This window comes from Caminibacter profundus (assembly GCF_054657155.1).
In genome coordinates this window covers 57,986-76,879 of the sequence record NZ_BAAHXC010000001.1, presented here as the reverse complement: position 1 = coordinate 76,879, position 18,894 = coordinate 57,986, and the positions used below count along the sequence as shown (strand labels likewise).

Genomic DNA, 18,894 nt, shown 5'->3' with positions numbered 1-18,894 from the left:
TAAGTTTTTCTTATATAATTTTAGGACTCAAAAATGTAAATGATAATGAGAATGAATAAATTTTTTATGCCTATGTTTATGTTTATGGATAAGGTTTGCTTTTATTAAAGTATCAAAATCTTTCATCAACTCCTCCATATCCCCATCATAAATAACTTTATGCTCTTCACTCATAACAACAGCCCTATCACTTATTTCATAAGCTAAAGCTAAATCATGAGTTGCAATAAGAGCGGTAATTTCTAACTCATACATAAAATCCAAAAACCACCCAGTAGTTCTTGGATCCATTGCAGCTGTTGGTTCATCTAGTAATAACAATTTTGGTTCGTAAACTAAAATAGAAGCTAACATTACCTTTTGTTTTTCTCCTCCACTAAGGTTTAGTGAAGATTTTTTTAAAAGCTTTTCTATACCAAATTTTTTAGAAATCTCTAATACTCTATCTTCAACATCACTAAACCCAAATTCTTTTAAAGAAAATGCAATTTCATCAAAAACTGTAGGGTTAAAAATCATTGAATCTGGATTTTGAAATAAAATACCTATACTTTTTCTAAATTCTTTATTGATAGTTTTTTTTGTAATCTTTTTACTATCAAAAAAGTATTCTCCTTTTTTTGGAAAATAAAGCCCGGCTATTATCCTAAGAATAGTAGATTTACCACTTCCATTACTTCCAAGCAAAATTACTTTTTCATTTTTGTTAATAGAAAAACTAACATCATCAACTGCTAAAAAATCTTCATAAAAAAAACTTATATTTTTAATATCAACAAAATTATTCATTTAAAATCTCCATTTTGAGTTTCAAAAAACCCCCTAGCTCTCATTGCCATTGCTCTTTCTTTAGAATCTCTCATAGCTTTTGTTAGAAAAAACTTAAAAGTATTTGTAATAAACTGCTTTTCTTTATCTCTTATATTCACAACCCTCGCTTTAAACCCAAGTCTAAAATCTTCAAAAGTTTTTTTATATGAATAAATTTGAGATAGAGTAATAGTGAGAAGATAGCTTAAATCCTTACTAAAAGAAAAAAATTCTACAATGCTTACTTTACTAAAAAACCAAAAAACAAAATATGTCATTAAAATAACTTTAAGATTTATATAAACTATATACTCCCAAGGATTAATATCTTTAAAATAAGCTAAAATTACATATCCTATACTCACTCCAAGATTAAAGAAAATTACTGATTTAATTACTTTAGCAAAAATTTTAAAAGTTCTGTCAATCAAATAAGAAAAAATAATTAAAGCTATCAAAGATCCTATAATTATTTTTATATTTGTCAAAGACAATAAAAAAAAGAAAATTAGAAGAAAAATTATTCTAATCATTACTTTGTTTTACAAGTTTTGCAATTATAAAGTAAATTGCAAAAACTATTATAACTCCAACAACTGCACTTATATAATATCCACTAACTACACCAAGACCTGGAACTTCATAATCTGGAATTATAGGATTAACTAATCCTGCACTTTCCATTCCTTTTGGAATAAAACCAAGTTTTTCTTTATAATAATCTAGATCCCACTCACCCCAAGCTGGATTGTCAGTCATCAGCCCTAAAGGAACTAATGCCAAAAGCACTCCTAAAACAATTAATACTTTTCTTTTCATGCTGCAGCCTTTTCTTTTTTTGTCAAAAAGTTATATACAACTTGAGTAAAAATTCCTTCAACTACTCCAAAAAATAAAAGATGTTCTCCTACCATTGCAGGAATCGTAATTTTTAAATCAAATGGAAAATATAGAGGATTTCCATTTTCACTCCAAAATATAGGTTGAATTCCAAGAGCTAGAGCTACAACAAAAGAAGCTGCTACAATTGAAACATATCCTGAAATAAAAGGTGCAAATTTTTTATTCCCAAGAAGTTTAAAAATATAATATCCAACAAAACTTCCAACAAACCCCATAGCAAAAGAATTAATTGCCCATGCACTTATACCACCATCCCCAAAAATAATTGATTGTATTAATAATACTAAACTAACACTAATAAATCCAATCCAAGGACCAAAAAGTATAGAAATAAGGGCAGCTCCTACTGCATGACCACTAGTACCTCCAGGTACTGGTATATTAAACATCATAATTACAAAACTAAGAGCTGATAATGCTCCAATTACAGGTAATGTCTCTTCATTTAATTTTTCTTTAAGTTTTTTAAACCCATACACCCAAAGAGGAACAGTTACAATAAAACTCACTGCAACTGTTGCTGGTGAAAGATATCCATCTGCAATATGCATAAACACTCCTTTTTTTTAAGAAATTGTAATTCATTATCTTAAAAGAAACTTAAAATTTTGAATTTCTTGTATAATTTTAGGACTTATTTTGGGATAATAACTAGTGTATTTCCACAATTACAAATATCTACATTAATATCATATATATCTTTTATAAGTTCTTTCGTAATAATACTTTTATCACCTTCATACTCTATTTTACCATTTTTTAAAAAAATAAATTTATCACAATATTTAATGCTAAATTTATATCGTGAATTACCATAACTGTTATTTTATTTAATGATTTAATTAATTTTAGAATTTCAATTTGATTTTTCAAATCAAGATTATTAGTCTGTTCATCCAACAAAATCACCTCACTATCTTGAACAAGTGCTCTAGCAATTGCTACTTTTTGAAGTTCTCCTCCACTCAACTCATAAGTAGATTTTAATTTAACATGAGTTCGATTTAAGCCATCAAGTAATTTTTACAGAAGGCTTATTAATAATACCAAATTCAAAATATCTAAGAACTTTGATATAATAATACCAATTCCAAGATGTTTAGACACTTCAGTATAATAAAATTTAGTTAATCAAATACAACCAATTAAAGCATATACTTCTATTTAAAAACTATGACTATATTAGAATTGCTATAAGCAAATAAAGGTAAAGAAACAGGGATTTATACCAATTGAAAATGGAAAATGGACAATGGAAAATGGATAAATATCGCAAAATTAAGGGATTTTGAATTTTTTAAAAACATACAAGCATATTGGAATTGGTATTAAATAAAAATAAAACATTACCTGTTGCATCAATTCTACAAATCTATTATATGAAACTATATTTGGAAAATATGGCACTGACTAAATCTTAAATTTATAATAAATTTAAATTTTCATTGAAGTAGCTTTAGAATATGCAGTAAAAAATAGTTAGGTGTCAAATGTAAAAAAAAGAAGAAGAGGTTTTCTAAAAGGTTATTAATGAATAATAACTCATTAACATTAACTTAAAATTAAGAAAAAAGATTTTTTAAAATGGTCAATAAAATTATTACATAAAATCTTAATATTTACTTAAATTTTATATTTTCTTATATAATTTCAGAACTAAAAGGAGTAAAAAATGAGTTGTTTATATTGCAATCATTACATCTTATACAAATTAAAAGATGGAAATTATAAATGTGCAAAATGCAAAAGAAAATTTTCTCCTAAAAAAATTGATAGAAAAGCTAAAATTCTAAAAGGTTTTCTTGATTCATTAACTCCTGCAGGAATTTCAAAAAAATACAATATTTCTTATGCTACGATTGTAAAAGAAATAAAACATATAAGAAAAATTATAGCAAATATATGTGAAGAAGAATTTTTAAAAAATAGAGTAATTGAATTTGAAGAATATTTATATATCCCAATGTCCTTAAAAAGAGATACAAATTCAATTTATAAAGCTCAAAATTTCTTAACCATAGATTATGGGGGTAAAATTTATAACTTGATGCTCAGTAAAATGAAAAATTATGATACTTTAACACCTGAAGAAATAAAATCAATGTTTAGACAAAGTAAAATAATTAAAATTTATAAAAAAACTAATATAAAAAAATTTTGGCAGTTTTTTGAAGAATTTATTAAAAAATTTAAAGGAGTAAGTGACGATGAGTTTTTTTATTATTTAAAAGAAGCTGAATTTAGATTTAATGGATATAAAATAGAAGTAAAAGATTTATTTTAGATTCCAAATCCCCCAAGCAACTTGGCCAAGACTAATGCCCCCATCATTTATTGGAATTTTCTGATTAAAGTATATTTTTTTATTAATATTTTTTAAAATTAAACTTAAAAGTGTTTTATTTTGAAATACTCCACCACTTAAAATTATTGGTAAATCTATCTCTTTTGAGATTTTTTCAATTACTTTTACAATTGAATTTAAAAAGACACTTGCAACTTTTTCAAAATCACCTCTGTTTTTAGCTGCAAAATTTAATAATGGCAGAAAATCAATTTCTTTATTTACCTCTAATTCTATGTAATCTTTAATATCTTGGTTATAAAATTTCTCTATTATTAGACCGCTTAATCCTTCATAATCATTTTTTTCTATCATTCCAGATAAAAAAGCCACCATATCAAATATTCTACCAAGCGAACTAGTTATAGGAAAAGAAGCATTTTTAAGAGTTTTAGCTATTTTTTCATTTGAATAATTTTTAGAGAGATTTTCATCAATTAAACTTACTGCCATATTTGCTGGATTTTTAATAGCTTTTTCTCCTCCAATTAATTTAAAATATCTAAAATGATGAATTCTTTTATATTCACTTCTATTCGCAATAAAAACTTCTCCACCCCATATAGCTCCATCATCTCCATATCCAGTACCATCAAAAGCAAAAGCTAAAAAATCCCCATCTAAATTAAATTCAAACATAGTACTAAGTACATGAGCGTAATGGTGCTGAATTTGAATAACTTTTTTTTCTTGTTTTAACGCCCATTTTGTCGATTCATAATATGGGTGTTTATCACAAATTATTACATCTTCTTTGAATTCATAAAGTCTTCTAAAAGTATCAATAGTCCTTTCAAAATATTCTAAGCTTTCAAGTGTACCTAAATCTCCAATATGAGGAGACAATATTACTTTATCTTTAAATGCTAAACTTATTGTATTTTTTTGATTTGCACCTACCGCCAATATATTTCTTACTTGGAACTTGGAACTTGGAACTTGGCTACTCATATAAGGAGCATACCCTCTAGCGCACCTCATAGTTATATACTTATCTCCTACTACCTGAACTACACTATCATCACAAGCATTTACAATATCTCTATCATTATCAAGAACAAAATCCACAATATTTCCAAGTTTTTTGATAAGTTCTTCACTATCTCTAATAATTGGTTCATCAGATATATTTGCACTTGTCGCTACTATTGGAGTATCTAAAAACTCAAATAATAAATAATGCACTGGAGTATATGGCAAAAAAACACCATATCTATCAGTATTATCAGCTATTCCCTTTAATTTTTTTCTCTTTTTAACTAAAACAATTGGCTTTTCTTTTGAGAGAATAAGTTTTTCATCGTTTTTATTAATTTCACAATATTTTTTAATTTCCTCAATATCCTTAAACATCATTGCAAAAGGCTTAAGTGGTCTATTTTTTCTAATTCTAAGCTCACTTACTGCTTCAGGATTTGTAGCATCACACACAAGATGAAATCCTCCAAGTCCTTTTATTGCTACAATTTTTCCTTCTTTTATCTTGTCAGCTATAAATTTAACTTTATCAATTTCACTTAAATTATTTGGAACTTGGAACTTAGAACTAGGTGACTTGATTATTAATTTCGGTCCACATTCAAAACAACTTATAGGCTCTGCATGAAATCTTCTATCAAGAGGATTTGTATACTCTTTTTTACAATTTTCACACATTTTAAATTTTTTCATTGAAGTATTTTGTCTATCATAAGGAATATTTTCAATTATTGTATATCTAGGACCACAGTTTGTACAATTTATAAAAGGATATAGATATCTTCTATTGCTTTTATCAAACATTTCCTTAAGGCAATCTTCACATACTGCAATATCAGGTGAAATTGAAGTTGTTTTAATAGTATCTTTTGAATAAGCTATCTCAAAAGTTTTATAATTTTTAGGAGGTAAAATTTCTTTTTTTATTGTATCTATTTTTGCAAGAGGTGGTAAGTTTTCTTTTAAAGTTTTGATAAATCTATCTTTATTAACTCCTTCTATTTCAATAATAACTCCATCGCTACTATTTAAAACAAAACCTTTTAATCCTAAATTTTTAGCAATCTTATATACAGTAGGTCTAAATCCAACACCTTGGACAATCCCATTTATTGTATATTTAATACGCATTCTATACCTTATTTTTGAAAAATAAATATTTGTTCGTGCATTATTAGTAAAAAATTATATTCTTTTGATTTTTTTACCCAAAATCCAGTTGCTTTACAATTATACTGATGTTTTATTATATCTTCTTTTAACTTAAATCCTACTTTTAAAAATCTTTGCATGACCATAAAAGCCAATGGTTGGTACATTTTATTTCTTCTTGTATCACCTATTAAAATTGCACAATATTTACTTTTTTTTAATACCCTATAAAATTCTTTAGCAATTTTTTCCATTTCATCGCAAAACTCTTCCAAATCTTTTATATGGGACAAATCATCTTTTATATCATTTGAATATTTTATAATATTTGCATAAGGAGGATGCGTTAAAATAAAATCTATACTCTCATTTTCCAAAAATGATAAACCTCTTGTATCTTTAACAAAAAGTTTATTCCAATCTACTAAATAATCATAAGTAGCTAATGTTGGTAAAAAATGTTTATACAAAAATTCAAATGAATTCTCAGGGTGAATATTATGTTGAATCAAAAATTTAGTATAGTTCATCTAAATCCTTTTTTAAAATTAAGAATTAATAATTCATCAATTTTTCCTCTTTTATCTTTATTTGAATTTATAAACCTATTTGCTTTAATCTTAATTATATCATACTCTCTATACAAGTTTTTAATAAACTCCGTATCTGAATTACTTTCTATAACATAAATTTCTTTTTCGCTTAACTTTTTAAAAAGTTTAAATAGTCTAATTTGTTCTTCTTCTAAAAAATCACTATCAGTATATGATGTAAAATTTGATGTATTATTTAAAGGATAATATGGAGGGTCAAAATATACAAAATCTTCTTTACTAACAAAATTTAAAACTTCACTAAAATCACAATATTTAATTTCTACATTTCTTAAAGCTTTTGATACATTTAAAATATTTTCTTCATCTACAATATTTGGATTTTTATATCTTCCTATTGGAACATTAAAAAAACCTTTTTTATTTACTCTATAAAGTCCATTAAAACAAGTTTTATTCAAATATATAAATCGTGCAGCTTTTTTAATAGGAGATAAATTAAAATAATCTTCTTTTATATCTAATTCTCTAACCTCATAATAAAATTCTTTTGAATGTTTTCTTTTAAACTCTTTTAAAATTTCAATTAATTCTTTAGGATTATTTTTTATAACAATGTATGCATTTATTAATTCTTCATTTTTATCAAATAAATATACTTTTTTATTCTTCAATAAACCTAAATTATACAAAGCAAAAAAAACTGCTCCACCACCTACAAAAGGTTCAAAATAATTATTAAATTTTTTAGGAATATAAGGTAATATTTGAGAAATTAATCCTCTTTTGCCACCTGCCCATTTTACAAAAGGATTAACTAATTTATTATTACATTCCATATAATCTCTTTTTTATGAAATTTTACAAAAATAAAAAGGGAGAAAAAATAAAAAAGGAGAAAAAATGAAAAAGCTTTCTGCATTAAAAGTATACCTTAGTAACATTAACAATATATTAAGCTAAAAAAATTAATTTACTTTCGAATTAATTACTAAACTTCCAAATGCTTCAATTGCACCGCTAATAGGTAAAGCTCTTGGAGTAAAAACTGGATAGTTTTTACTAATATAACTATAAATTTTATTTAAAAACTCCCCATCGAATAGGTCACCTACTATTACTGCCCCGTCAAGTGGTGTATCTTTATTAACTTCATCATAAGTATTACTTAAAAATTCTGCAAAACTTTCAACCACTCCGTAACTTAAAAGATAATTATCAACTCCTGCCAAATGAAAGCTCATAGCTGTTCTTATTGCCCACAGTGGATTTAAATTATTACCTTCTAATTTGTAATCTATTCTTGGACCTTTTTTAGTTAAAGCTAAATTTGCATATTTTAAAAGTTTATTAGCAGCCTCGTCAATATTTTTACCAAACCCAAGAACTATTCCAATTAATCCCCATAAATAATAAATTCCTTTTTTATCAGCACTTATATCTGCATTTAACGCATTTTCAAAAAGCTGAGATTCTTTTTTTGAAAAATTTTCAATTAACTTTTTACCAGTATCATTCATAGCTGCTATCAGTGCAAAAATCTCCTTAAAATCACTAAAATAAAATTTGAAGTCAATATATTCAACAAGACCAAACTTTGGTGAGTTAATAAAAATTTTGCTTGTCTCTTTTTTATAAAAACAAAAACCGAAAATTGTTTTATTTTCAAGCTCCCACTCGGTTAAAACTCCATAAAAACCAGCAAATGCAGGTTTTGCAGATTTTGCTTCTTTTACTTTTTTTAATTCTAATATAGTTTTTTCATTGTCACTATATGCTACATAATCTTTATATTTGGCAACAAGACCTTCTTTTATATATTTTTCAAATTTAGGGATTATTCCCCTATCACCAGAATAAAGCAATATATCTTTTTGTACTGAATCAGTTACAACAGCCCTTGGAATTTCTTGAATTTCAACATCAAATTTTAATTCTTGAGGATTATTAGTAGCATTAAGTCCTAAGAGCTCTATATCAATATTTTCAAATAAAAGCTCTAATACCATACAGTCAGGAAGTTTTACATCAACTGCTGGAAGAGATAACCCATAAGTTTTTTTAAACTCAAGATTTGTTTTTAGTTTAACTATAGGCTTTTCAATACTAGCAAGAGCTTTTGCATCACCCTCAAATGCAAAAAAATATTTAGCAACACTTGCTAAATCTCTTGCTACAATAATCTCAGCATTTTCTAAATTAGGACTAATTTCATACGCTCCATTCATAGTCTGAATAGAAATTTTTCCAACTTCTTTTAATTTTTTTGCCAAATTTTTAAATACATCTTGGAACTTGGAACTTGGAACTTGGTTACTTACATTATACCCACATACCTCACAATGATGAAAAATATTATAAAAATGCTCACTATTAGGATCTTTTACTTCCCTTAAACATTTTGGACACGGAGGAAGAGAAATTTTAGGAAAAACTCTATTTAAATCATCTTTAAAATCTTGAGTTACTTCTGCATTAAGTGACTTTAAAAAAATGGACAAAGGAAGCTCATTTGCTAATTCTCTTGAAAAATTATCAAGTTCTTCTTCGCTTCCCTCAACATAAGCATAAATATTTTCTAAATCTCTACTAAGACCTAATTTAATATTAAGTTTTTTTGCAACTCTTATACATATTTTTTCTATTATTCCTTGAGTTGATGGAGTTTCAAAAATAAATTTTAATATCATTCTAATCCCTTCTTTTAATTAAAATAAGTTAAAAATGTAAAATCTCTTGCCCGACATACACAGTGTGTGTCTAGGTGAAAAGTTTATATTTTATATTTTATTTTTCATTTTTAATTTTTCACTTTTCGCTTTCATATCCTCTTAGGCTCTCTGTCGGAACTCCTCTTTTATATGAATCTTTTGCAATTTCAGTTAATTTAACATTTTCATTTTTTATTAAAGGTTCAACTCCTAATTTTTTAAGCTCAGTAATTAATATTTTTTCCATCAGTTTAGCGGCTTTACAAACTTCATCAGTTATACTAAAAGTAGTATTTTCACCAATTACATATGGCACAACACCTATTATTTTAGTCTCAGGTAAATCTCCCATCATCTCAATCATTTGAAGAGTTTGAAGCATCTCAACTTCGTGAGCACTTCCTTGCCAAGTTACACACTCTGGTACATCTCTAAAATCAAAAAAATACACATCTCCAATATTAGCTTCATCTACATCAACACAATCAAAAATAAATACTTTATCATATTCAGTAATTATAGGTATTAGCCTTTGTGCAAGAGTACCTCCATCTATAATATCTACTTGATGAGGGCCTTTAAATTCGTACTTCTCATCAATAAAATTCGCTAAATGTACTCCTATTCCTTCATCTCCAAATAGTATATTACCTATCCCTAAAACTAATATCTTCATAAATTACCTTTTTTAAAAATTGAGAATGCAAAATTAGTCCTCAATTCTCCATTCTCAATTTTTTATATATCCCCTAGAGGGGAAAAAAGGATGAAAATTAGTGATGGTCTTCTTTCTCCCATTTCATTCCAGAGAATATTGCATCCATACCACCACTTTTACCAAATACTGCGTTATACACAGCCATATAAATGTGCACAAATACTACAACTATAATTGCCCACATAAATATATGATGCCATAGTCTAACATATGAAAGTCCACCAAATAAAGTTTCAATATATTTTGCAAATGGATAAAAAAATCCACCTAGCCCATTATGATAAACTTCAGCATAAAGAGCAATTCCAGTAATTATAATTCCATAAAAAAACACATAAAGCATTGCATACGCCCAAAATTGGAGCGGATTATATACACCTTTTGTGTGAGGATGTTTTGCTATTAACATATAATACATTACTTGTTGAATAGCAATTTTTATATTAAAAGCATCTTTAATTGATTCTCTCTCAAATTTTGCCTCTCTAAAAAAGAAAAAATAAACTGTTTTATAAAGTACTGCACCTATCATTGCAAAACCAAAAATAATATGCCACTCACGAATTTGAGCATGCAAAAATCTAGTCGGTTCTGGACTTACATTTTGATAAGTAATAAAAGGATCTGCTAAATAAAACCCTGTTGCTATAAGAGCAAAAATTGAAATTGCTCTTATCCAGTGTTGCCATCTGTACCCGGCAGAAAACTCAATTCCGCCAAGGTAATTTCCCATTACTTTTAAAAATTTCATTTGTGCCTCCTTAGCATGCACCATAAAGTGGATCTACTTTGAATTCACCAAGTTTTTTACCTTTAACATCCATTACATGAACAGCACATGCAATACATGGGTCATAACTATGAATATTTCTAATTACCTCAAGAGGTTTTGAAGGATCTTCTAACTTCATACCAATAAGGTTAATTTCATAAGCACCTTTTTTACCGTTACCATCAACAGGTCCTGCATTCCAAGTAGATGGAACTACAGCTTGCCAATTTTCAATTTTTCCATCTTTAATTCTACACCAGTGACTTAGCATTCCTCTTGGAACATCACCAATAAATCTACCTTTATATTCTTTATTTTTATCAATTATATAAGGTGTAACAGTAGTTTGATCTACTTTTAAGTTTTCTACAAGATTATTAAATGTTTCAATTCCATAATCTGCAATTACTTTAGTTTGTAGCATTCTAGCAGCAGTTCTTCCTAAAGTTGTAAATAGTGCTTCTGCTGGAAGATTAGTTTGTGATAAGAACTCATCCACTACTTTTCTAACTTTATTATTTCCTTTAGCATAGTTAACAGCTATACATGCAAGAGGTCCTACTTCATATGGTTCTTTATTATATCTAGGCGATTTAATCCAAGAGTATTTACCTTTTGGATTTGCTACTTTTGTATGAACTAAATTACCTTGCCCATCAATACTTTCACCATCAATATATCCTGTATATTCTGGAGTAGTGTCTCCATCATATGGATGTCTAAATCCAGTATCTTTATACCAAGAGTGAGTTACGTCTTCTTCAATTTTGCTCTCGTCAATTTCATAGAATTTACCAAGGTCAAAATCTTTAATATAACCACAAGCATCGAATAAATAATCTTTTGCACCTGTTTGCATAGTTCTATATGTTATATAGTTTCCAAGATTATTTTTTTGAACAACACTTGGTTCGTTTCTATATGCTTCAGCAGCCATAACAATATCAGCATAGTAAGCTCTATTTGCCCAATCAGCAAGTTGTTGGAATTTTGTTAAATATTCAGCAAGTCTAGCTGGGTCTTGTAAATCCATAATACAAGTAACACCACCTACTGTTAAACTTTGTGGATGTGGGTTTTTACCACCAAAAATTGCCATCATTTGAGCTGCAATTCTTTGAATTTCAAGGTTACGTAAATAATGTGATAATGCTATTAAGTTTTGTTCTGGCGTAAATCTCATTGTTTTATGACCAAAATATGCGTTTTTAAATGGTCCAAGGTCACCTTTTTCTGCAAATTTAGATATTCTTTTTTGAACTTCTTTAAGTTCATCAACTCCAGTTGCTATTGGATTGTATCCTTTTGGAACATATTTAAATGCTTCTTCACTAGCTTTAAGTGGGTCAGCTTTTAAGGCACTGAAAATATCCACCCAATCAAGTGCATGAAGTTGATAAAAATGAACTATATGATCATGATAAAACAGTGCATAATCAAGAAGAGTTCTTACTAATTTTGCATTTAAAGGAGGTTCGATCCCAAGAGCATCTTCTACTGCTACAATACCTGCTTTATAGTGAGAATATGTACATACCCCACAAATTCTTCCTGTAATAAATCCAGCGTCTCTTGGGTCTCTACCTTTAACAATTACTTCAATACCTCTCCATAAAGTTGAACTTGAATAAGCATCTTTAATTACATTATTTTCATCAATAACAACCTCAACTCTTAAATGTCCCTCAATTCTTGTAATTGGGTCAATTACTATTCTTTTACTCATAGATTACTCCTTAGGATTTTTGATTGCACTTAGTGCTGCGTGAGCTGCTATTGCAACACCAGCTACTGTTAAGATTGTAATTCCTACTTTATCTGCTGTTTCGTCAGCATTCACACTCATAAACTTATGATCTGCAAGTGGTTCTTCATATGGTGCCATTGCATCCCAAAAATCAGGCTCACTACAACCTATACATCCATGCCCTGCCTGAATTGGCCAAGATGTATGTTGATTAAATCTTTCTCTACTACAGTTATTAAATGTATAAGGTCCTTTACACCCCACTTTATATAAACAAAATCCATTTTCAGCACCATTATCACCAAATTGTTCTACAAACTCACCTGCATCAAAGTGACCTCTTCTTTCACATAAGTCATGAATTCTAAGACCATACGCCCATTTAGGTCTATTGAAATTATCAACTGCTGGAAGTTGACCAAATAAAATTACATAAACAATAGTACCTACAATATTTTTTGCACTTGGAGGACATCCTGGCACATTAATTACAGGTTTATTAAGTACTTTATGAATTCCAACTGTTCCTGTTGGATTTGGATATGCTGCTTGAACCCCACCAAATGCACTACAAGTTCCTACCGCAATAATAGCCTTTGCTTTATTAGCTGTTCTTTTTAATTTTTCAAGTCCTGTTTCAGCATGTGGTCCAATTGTGAGATATTCACCATCATCTTTAGTAGGAACACCACCTTCAACACATAAAATAAATCTACCATCAAATTTTTCAAGTGCTTCTTCATAGTTTTCTTCTGCTTGCCATCCAGCTGCAGCCATAATAGTATCATGATACTGAAGATTGATATAATTAAAAATTAAATCATCAATAGTTGGAGTATCAGTTCTTAGTAAACTTTCACTACACCCTGTACATTCAGCAAGATGTAACCAAACAACTGGAAGTCTATCACTAACTTCTGCTGCTTCTGCAACTACTGGTGCAAATGAAGCTGGAAGTCCAAGTGTTGCAGCAAGTGCGGCTGACCATTTTAAAAAATCTCTTCTTGTAAATCCATTTTCTTCTAAAACTTCTTTGATTGATTTAGAACCAATTCCAGGAAGTTTTTTTAAAGATTCAATTCTATTTTTCATTTGTGTTATTAAAACATCATTCATAGCCTGCCTCCCATTTTTTTTGCTCAATATGAATTATAATTAAATAATTTTTTGTTTTCAATATTTTTTAATACAAATTTAATAATTTAGGCACTTTATAGACATTTTTATTTTTTTATTGATATAACTTTTTATTATAGATAGTTAATAAGAAGTATTTAAAAACATAAAACTCGTTATAGCTAGATTTTACATAAATTTTACAAATAATGCTAAAAGAAAAAATTATTAAAAAAATGAAAAAAGCATTTTTATAGCTATTAAATAAAGCATAACACCTATAATTTTTTTTATGTGACTTTGATTCAAATGAAAGTGCATAATATAATTTCCAATAAATCCACCAAGCATTGCTGCTAAAGCTACAACAAATAACAAATTCCAATCTATTTTTACAATACTCAAATAAGTCAAAAATGCAGTAAAAGTAGAAAATGGAATAACAAAACTCATAGCAACAGCAAGTTTTTTAGGAGAAAATCTCAAGATTATTAAAATTGGCATAAGAAGCGAACCACCTCCTATCCCAAGAAGTCCACTTATAATACCAACACACATACCTAATACTATAAGTATCCAAGTTTTATCATAATGAAACTTCTGCTCTTTTTTGCCAAATAATAGCATACTACCTGAAAATATTAAAAACATAAAAAAAAGACCTTTAACATAAATTTCAGGTATAAACTTTGATAAATATGCTCCAATTGGAGCAAAAAGTGCAAGAGTAACTGCTAGAGGAAGTGCAAATTTTACATCAAGAGTTTTTCTTTTTATATTCATTATTGTTGCAGTAATTGTAGTAGTTGTATTTACAAAAACTCCTATTGATTTTGAAAGGTTAAATCCTATTCCTAAAAAATGTAATATAGGAACAAGTGCTACAGCACTTCCAACTCCTCCCATTGCAAAAAATGTAGAAAGAAGTAGTGTTATAAAAAAAACTTCAACATAAAACATTTATTAACCTTTGTTAATTTGTAAACTGACATATTAGTTAATTGATTATTGGTTAATTGGAATCAATTAATTTACCAATAACCAATACACCAATACACCAATTAACCAATATCGATTAATTTTGCTTTTCCACCTTTTAAATATTCTAATAATTTTAATAATCCACCATCTAAAAACCTTGCATCAAAACCTTCACTTCTTAAATACATTGCAGAAGCAATTGCCCTAGCATTTCCAGGACATGCAGTAACAATTATTTTATTTTTTGGTAACTTTTCTAAGTTTTCTGGCAAATCTTTTGCAGCAATTCTTTTTCCAAATCCAAGAGCCCAGACTTTTATTTCAAACTCTTCTCTAACATCAACTAACTCACACTTACCTTCATTATAAAGATTAATAAACTCTTCAATAGAGACTTTTAGATTTTTCATATTAGAAGGAGTAACTTCTTTGATAAACATTTACTTGACCTTTTTTTGCTAGGATTGTATCATAAAATGAACATAGGTTCAAAAAAATATAAAAAGTCACTGACTAAATAAAGCAAAACAATTGCAAATTTTAGCGAAGCAAAAGTGTTAAAAAAAGTGAACCAAACCCGCAGGGCAGCGTAGCTGTCTGCATTTTTTAGCTTTTGCGAAGCGTTAAAAAATTTGCACTCTTTTTGAGTGTATTTAGTCAGTGCCTATAAAAAATCTAAATAATACCAATCAACCATTTTTTACAATTAATGACTAACACATACTGCACAAATATCAAAACATTTAAATATTGAATTTATAAAATCTTTTCTCTCATTAATTAAAGCTTTTTGAGCAGGAGATGGATTTTTTTTTGTACCATTTGAAAGATTAAACTGAGTTGGAACTATAATATTGTATTCTTTAATCTTTTCATTCTCTACTTCTATTTCGTGAATCAAACTTCCTCTTGGAGCTTCTATTGCAACAATTCCTTTAGAATCTTTTGGTTTATAATTTACAAATGAAGGCTCACATATATCAATATCCTCTATAATTTTCAATAAATAATTAATCATTATATTAATTTCATAAACTCTTGCAAAAACTCTAGTAAAAATAGAATCTCTATATTTTTCATAAGATTTTTTTATTAAAGGATTATTTAAATTCCTTGCAAGAGGTCCTACCTCTACAAATTCTCCATTATATAAGACATTTTTACCAAAAGAGGAGCTTTTCTCTTCTTTAACTAAACCTATATCACCACTATTTTTAAAATATAAATTCTCACCAAGTACTAAAAATCTATTTAAACTTTTACCAACCTCTTTTGGAATATTCTCAAAAAAAATTTTTAAATCTTTAGAATTTCCTTCTTTGTCTATTATCTCTTTATTTACTATTTCTTTTAGTGTTTTAAGCATATCTTTTATTTTTAATATCTCAATATTAGTAAGATCACAAGTTACTCCACCAGGAATTATGTAAGAATTATGAGGATATTGTCCTGAAATTAATGCAATTATCTTTGCAATATATGAAACTACCTTTAAAGCTTTTAAAGTAAAAAATTTATTTTTTATTTGAGTTGGAAAAAGAGTTATATAAAACCATTTAATATGATTTTGCATTATCTCAAGTCCAACTGTTATATCCCTTAATATCTTCGCTTTATTTGTAGGATTTATGCCAAATGCATTCTCAATTGCCCTAGCAGTAGCAAATAAATGAGAGTGTCCACAAATTCCACAAATTCTAGGGTTTATTACTAAAGAGTCCATATAGTGGCGACCTACAAGATAGCTTTCTATTCCTCTATATTGCCAGAACTCAATCTCTACAAAATCAATAATATTTTCTTTTTCATATATTTTTAAAGTAGCTTCTCCTTCAATTTTGTTAACTATTTTAATTTTCACTTTTAAAATCTTCCTTACAATTTATTATTTTTTTATTAAGCCTTTCATTGTTTAGACTTTTTGCAATACCACTAAGCGTTAAGTATGCTCTTTTAGAAACTCCTAAAGGTATATTTGCAGGTATACCCATAAAAGTTTCTGTTTTAAATAACTCCTCTTTTGGAAAGTTTTGCTCAGTACAACCAAAACAAGGCGTCCCCGCACGAGTCTTTGAATTAACTTCATTCCATAATACCCTATTACAATTACTATGAGTAAATGGTCCTTGACAACCTTGAATATAAAATAAACACCCTTCTTTTGTTCCAAAGTGCTCCGCATCTATTTTCCATTCAAAATATTCGTTTCTACTGCATCCTGAATGTGAAGTAAATGCAAAAATTTCAATTGGTCTATTAAATTCATCTAATCTAATTTCTTTATTTTCTTTTAACATATTCAAAACATATGCTAGCCACTCTGGATGAATTGGACAGCCTGGAATATTTATTACTTTGTCTTTATATTTATAAAACATGCCTTTTTTTTCTTTATTAAATAATACTCCTTCTCCAAATATACCTCCAAACACTGCACATGTACCAAGTGCTATTACTTTTTTTGATTTACAAAAAAGTTCAGTTATCAAAGAGTTTAATTCAAATACAAGTCTAACAAAATTATCTCTTAAAGCTCCCTCAATTATTAAAATATCACATTCTTTAACTTCAAATTCATCAGTATCTAAAATTGGATGATAAAGAAGAGAAAACTCATCAAAAAACAAATCTAAAGAATAATTAAAAAATGAATGGCTACATCCATTACAGCCAACTGCATCTATCCATATTATTTTAGGCTTTGAGTGCATTGTATATATTCTCACTTATTTGGTCTATATAGTCTTTTAAAGGCTTTCCTAATATTTTTTCTTTGTTTAAAAATGCTAAACCTCCTATATACCCCATAAAAAGACCAAATGCTGCAAAAAAATCTTGGTTTTTAAGTTCTTTTTTTCTAACTCCTTCTTCAAAAAATATCATTATTTCAGTCACAAATGCACTAACGCATAGCATTCCTTCACATCCATTATTAAAAATTTCCCTGTTTGAAAGATATACTCTCATAAAATAATCTACTAGTTCTGGTTCTTCTTCTGCAATGTTAAAATATAATTCAACTATTCTTTTAATTTTTTCACGACTAGAAATATTCATTTCATTAATTTTTCTAATCTCGTCCCCAAATTTTTTAGAAGTATATATTAAAAGTTCTTTTGCAAGTGACTCTTTACTTGGAAAGTAATTATACATATTACCAACACTCATTCCCATTTCTTTTGCAATATCTGCTATTGTTGTATTAAAAAAACCTTGTTTTGCAAAAAGATTAAGTGCTGTTTTCATGATCTGAATCTTTTTTTCTTCTTTGCTCACATCTATCCTTTTTTTACATTATTATAATATAATTTTAAAAAAAAGGTTACAGATGCATGAATATTCAATAGTAGATTCTTTACTTAAACTTGCCGAGGAACACGCAATAAAAAATGGCGCAAACAAAGTTACAAAGATAGAAATAAAAATAGGAATACTTAGTGGAGTTGAACCAGAACTTTTAAAAACGGCATTTGATACCTTTAAAGAAGGTACAATGTGTGAACATGCTGACTTTATTATGAGAATTCAACCTGTAGTTATAAAATGTAAAGATTGTAATAAAGAAGACACATTAAATAAAGATGAATATTTATGTCCAAATTGCGGAAGTGTAAATATAGAAATAATAGATGGTGAAGATATGTACTTAATGAGTTTGGAACTAGAAACACCAGATTAGATTGGTTGATTGCTTATTGGATAACATAATATTTTCCCAATATACAAATATACCAATATACCAACTTAATAAATGATAGGAGCTATTTTTATTTTGTAAAGACTCCTATTTATATATAAATTCCCTGTATGTGGATCAAACTCGACATCTTCAGGTAAAAAACAAGTCTTTAGATCTTCAAAAGCTAAATTTTCAAATTTAATTTTTTTATCATAATACTTTTCAATTACAACTTTTGTATTCACAACTTTTTTTTTACTACCAAAAGCATATTCAATCATTGCTTCAAATTCTTCTGTTTCTCCAAATTTATTCACTTTCCCATGCCAAGTTTCAAGAAAATATTCTAATGCTTCAACTCCTCTCATTTCCCCTCCTTGTGAAACAAGTATTATAGGTACTATAGGTTATAGAGGTTGTAGAGGTATT

20 protein-coding genes and 2 pseudogenes are annotated in these 18,894 nt (G+C 27.8%); 2 read left to right on the top strand and 20 right to left on the bottom strand.

The window, feature by feature from the left end; translation table 11 throughout:
- Positions 1 to 27 precede the first annotated feature (27 nt).
- The 6 genes and pseudogenes from ACYQ1U_RS00435 to ACYQ1U_RS00410 all read right to left on the bottom strand — a co-directional run.
- Positions 28 to 789 (bottom strand): energy-coupling factor ABC transporter ATP-binding protein, encoded by a 762-nt coding sequence (locus ACYQ1U_RS00435; protein ID WP_459883206.1) that lies wholly within the window; start codon positions 787 to 789, stop codon positions 28 to 30.
- Positions 786 to 1,343 (bottom strand): energy-coupling factor transporter transmembrane component T family protein, encoded by a 558-nt coding sequence (locus tag ACYQ1U_RS00430; RefSeq protein ID WP_459883204.1) that lies wholly within the window; start codon positions 1,341 to 1,343, stop codon positions 786 to 788. The genes ACYQ1U_RS00435 and ACYQ1U_RS00430 overlap by 4 nt, the downstream gene beginning before the upstream one ends.
- Positions 1,336 to 1,629: a PDGLE domain-containing protein gene (locus tag ACYQ1U_RS00425; RefSeq protein WP_459883203.1), complete on the bottom strand. Its 294-nt coding sequence runs from the start codon at positions 1,627 to 1,629 to the stop codon at positions 1,336 to 1,338. The genes ACYQ1U_RS00430 and ACYQ1U_RS00425 overlap by 8 nt, the downstream gene beginning before the upstream one ends.
- On the bottom strand, positions 1,626 to 2,264 hold the full coding sequence (gene cbiM, locus ACYQ1U_RS00420; protein ID WP_459883202.1) for a cobalt transporter CbiM: 639 nt from the start codon (positions 2,262 to 2,264) through the stop codon (positions 1,626 to 1,628). Before cbiM ends, ACYQ1U_RS00425 begins: the two co-directional genes overlap by 4 nt.
- Before the next feature lie 208 nt (positions 2,265 to 2,472).
- A complete protein-coding gene (locus tag ACYQ1U_RS00415; RefSeq protein WP_459883201.1) occupies positions 2,473 to 2,682 on the bottom strand; it encodes an ATP-binding cassette domain-containing protein in 210 nt (69 codons plus the stop codon).
- 339 nt (positions 2,683 to 3,021) lie between these two features.
- Positions 3,022 to 3,114: pseudogene (locus ACYQ1U_RS00410) on the bottom strand (IS982 family transposase); the annotation flags it as partial.
- 271 nt (positions 3,115 to 3,385) lie between these two features.
- Here ACYQ1U_RS00410 and ACYQ1U_RS00405 point away from each other — a divergent pair.
- Positions 3,386 to 3,997, top strand: coding sequence for a hypothetical protein (locus tag ACYQ1U_RS00405; protein ID WP_459883199.1), 612 nt, complete (start codon positions 3,386 to 3,388; stop codon positions 3,995 to 3,997).
- On the opposite strand, the gene hypF is transcribed toward ACYQ1U_RS00405, so the two are convergent.
- The 13 genes and pseudogenes from hypF to ACYQ1U_RS00340 form a co-directional block, all read right to left on the bottom strand.
- Positions 3,989 to 6,166 (bottom strand): carbamoyltransferase HypF, encoded by a 2,178-nt coding sequence (hypF, locus tag ACYQ1U_RS00400; RefSeq protein WP_459883198.1) that lies wholly within the window; start codon positions 6,164 to 6,166, stop codon positions 3,989 to 3,991. The two genes, ACYQ1U_RS00405 and hypF, sit on opposite strands and share 9 nt — an antisense overlap.
- 8 nt (positions 6,167 to 6,174) lie before the next feature.
- Positions 6,175 to 6,591: pseudogene (locus tag ACYQ1U_RS00395) on the bottom strand (DNA methyltransferase); the annotation flags it as partial.
- Positions 6,592 to 6,713: 122 nt separating this feature from the next.
- Positions 6,714 to 7,580, bottom strand: coding sequence for a DNA adenine methylase (locus ACYQ1U_RS00390; protein ID WP_459883197.1), 867 nt, complete (start codon positions 7,578 to 7,580; stop codon positions 6,714 to 6,716).
- Between the two features lie 129 nt (positions 7,581 to 7,709).
- Positions 7,710 to 9,431, bottom strand: a complete 1,722-nt coding sequence (locus tag ACYQ1U_RS00385) for a hypothetical protein (protein WP_459883196.1) — start codon at positions 9,429 to 9,431, stop codon at positions 7,710 to 7,712.
- 118 nt (positions 9,432 to 9,549) lie between these two features.
- Positions 9,550 to 10,128 carry a HyaD/HybD family hydrogenase maturation endopeptidase gene (locus ACYQ1U_RS00380; protein WP_459883195.1) on the bottom strand — a complete coding sequence of 193 codons (579 nt, stop codon included), beginning with the start codon at positions 10,126 to 10,128 and terminating at the stop codon, positions 9,550 to 9,552.
- 97 nt (positions 10,129 to 10,225) lie between these two features.
- A complete protein-coding gene (gene cybH / locus ACYQ1U_RS00375; protein ID WP_459883193.1) occupies positions 10,226 to 10,921 on the bottom strand; it encodes a Ni/Fe-hydrogenase, b-type cytochrome subunit in 696 nt (231 codons plus the stop codon).
- A 10-nt stretch (positions 10,922 to 10,931) separates the two neighbouring features.
- Positions 10,932 to 12,668, bottom strand: coding sequence for a nickel-dependent hydrogenase large subunit (locus tag ACYQ1U_RS00370; protein ID WP_459883191.1), 1,737 nt, complete (start codon positions 12,666 to 12,668; stop codon positions 10,932 to 10,934).
- Between the two features lie 3 nt (positions 12,669 to 12,671).
- Positions 12,672 to 13,805 (bottom strand): hydrogenase small subunit, encoded by a 1,134-nt coding sequence (locus tag ACYQ1U_RS00365; protein WP_459883189.1) that lies wholly within the window; start codon positions 13,803 to 13,805, stop codon positions 12,672 to 12,674.
- 228 nt (positions 13,806 to 14,033) lie between these two features.
- Positions 14,034 to 14,765, bottom strand: coding sequence for a sulfite exporter TauE/SafE family protein (locus ACYQ1U_RS00360; RefSeq protein ID WP_459883187.1), 732 nt, complete (start codon positions 14,763 to 14,765; stop codon positions 14,034 to 14,036).
- Between the two features lie 101 nt (positions 14,766 to 14,866).
- Positions 14,867 to 15,226: a rhodanese-like domain-containing protein gene (locus ACYQ1U_RS00355; protein ID WP_459883185.1), complete on the bottom strand. Its 360-nt coding sequence runs from the start codon at positions 15,224 to 15,226 to the stop codon at positions 14,867 to 14,869.
- 266 nt (positions 15,227 to 15,492) lie between these two features.
- Positions 15,493 to 16,647, bottom strand: a complete 1,155-nt coding sequence (locus tag ACYQ1U_RS00350) for a nickel-dependent hydrogenase large subunit (RefSeq protein WP_459883183.1) — start codon at positions 16,645 to 16,647, stop codon at positions 15,493 to 15,495.
- The gene (locus ACYQ1U_RS00345; protein ID WP_459883181.1) at positions 16,637 to 17,512 is read right to left on the bottom strand and encodes an NADH-quinone oxidoreductase subunit B family protein; all 876 of its coding nucleotides are present in this window, start codon (positions 17,510 to 17,512) and stop codon (positions 16,637 to 16,639) included. The genes ACYQ1U_RS00350 and ACYQ1U_RS00345 overlap by 11 nt, the downstream gene beginning before the upstream one ends.
- Positions 17,481 to 18,032: a TetR/AcrR family transcriptional regulator gene (locus tag ACYQ1U_RS00340; RefSeq protein WP_459886334.1), complete on the bottom strand. Its 552-nt coding sequence runs from the start codon at positions 18,030 to 18,032 to the stop codon at positions 17,481 to 17,483. Before ACYQ1U_RS00340 ends, ACYQ1U_RS00345 begins: the two co-directional genes overlap by 32 nt.
- Positions 18,033 to 18,114: 82 nt before the next feature.
- Between ACYQ1U_RS00340 and hypA the strand changes: the two genes are divergently transcribed.
- Positions 18,115 to 18,465, top strand: a complete 351-nt coding sequence (gene hypA / locus ACYQ1U_RS00335; RefSeq protein ID WP_459883179.1) for a hydrogenase maturation nickel metallochaperone HypA — start codon at positions 18,115 to 18,117, stop codon at positions 18,463 to 18,465.
- 65 nt (positions 18,466 to 18,530) lie between these two features.
- Here the strand turns inward: hypA and ACYQ1U_RS00330 are convergent, their stop codons facing one another.
- The gene (locus ACYQ1U_RS00330) at positions 18,531 to 18,833 is read right to left on the bottom strand and encodes a hypothetical protein (protein ID WP_459883177.1); all 303 of its coding nucleotides are present in this window, start codon (positions 18,831 to 18,833) and stop codon (positions 18,531 to 18,533) included.
- Between the last annotated feature and the right edge of the window lie 61 nt (positions 18,834 to 18,894).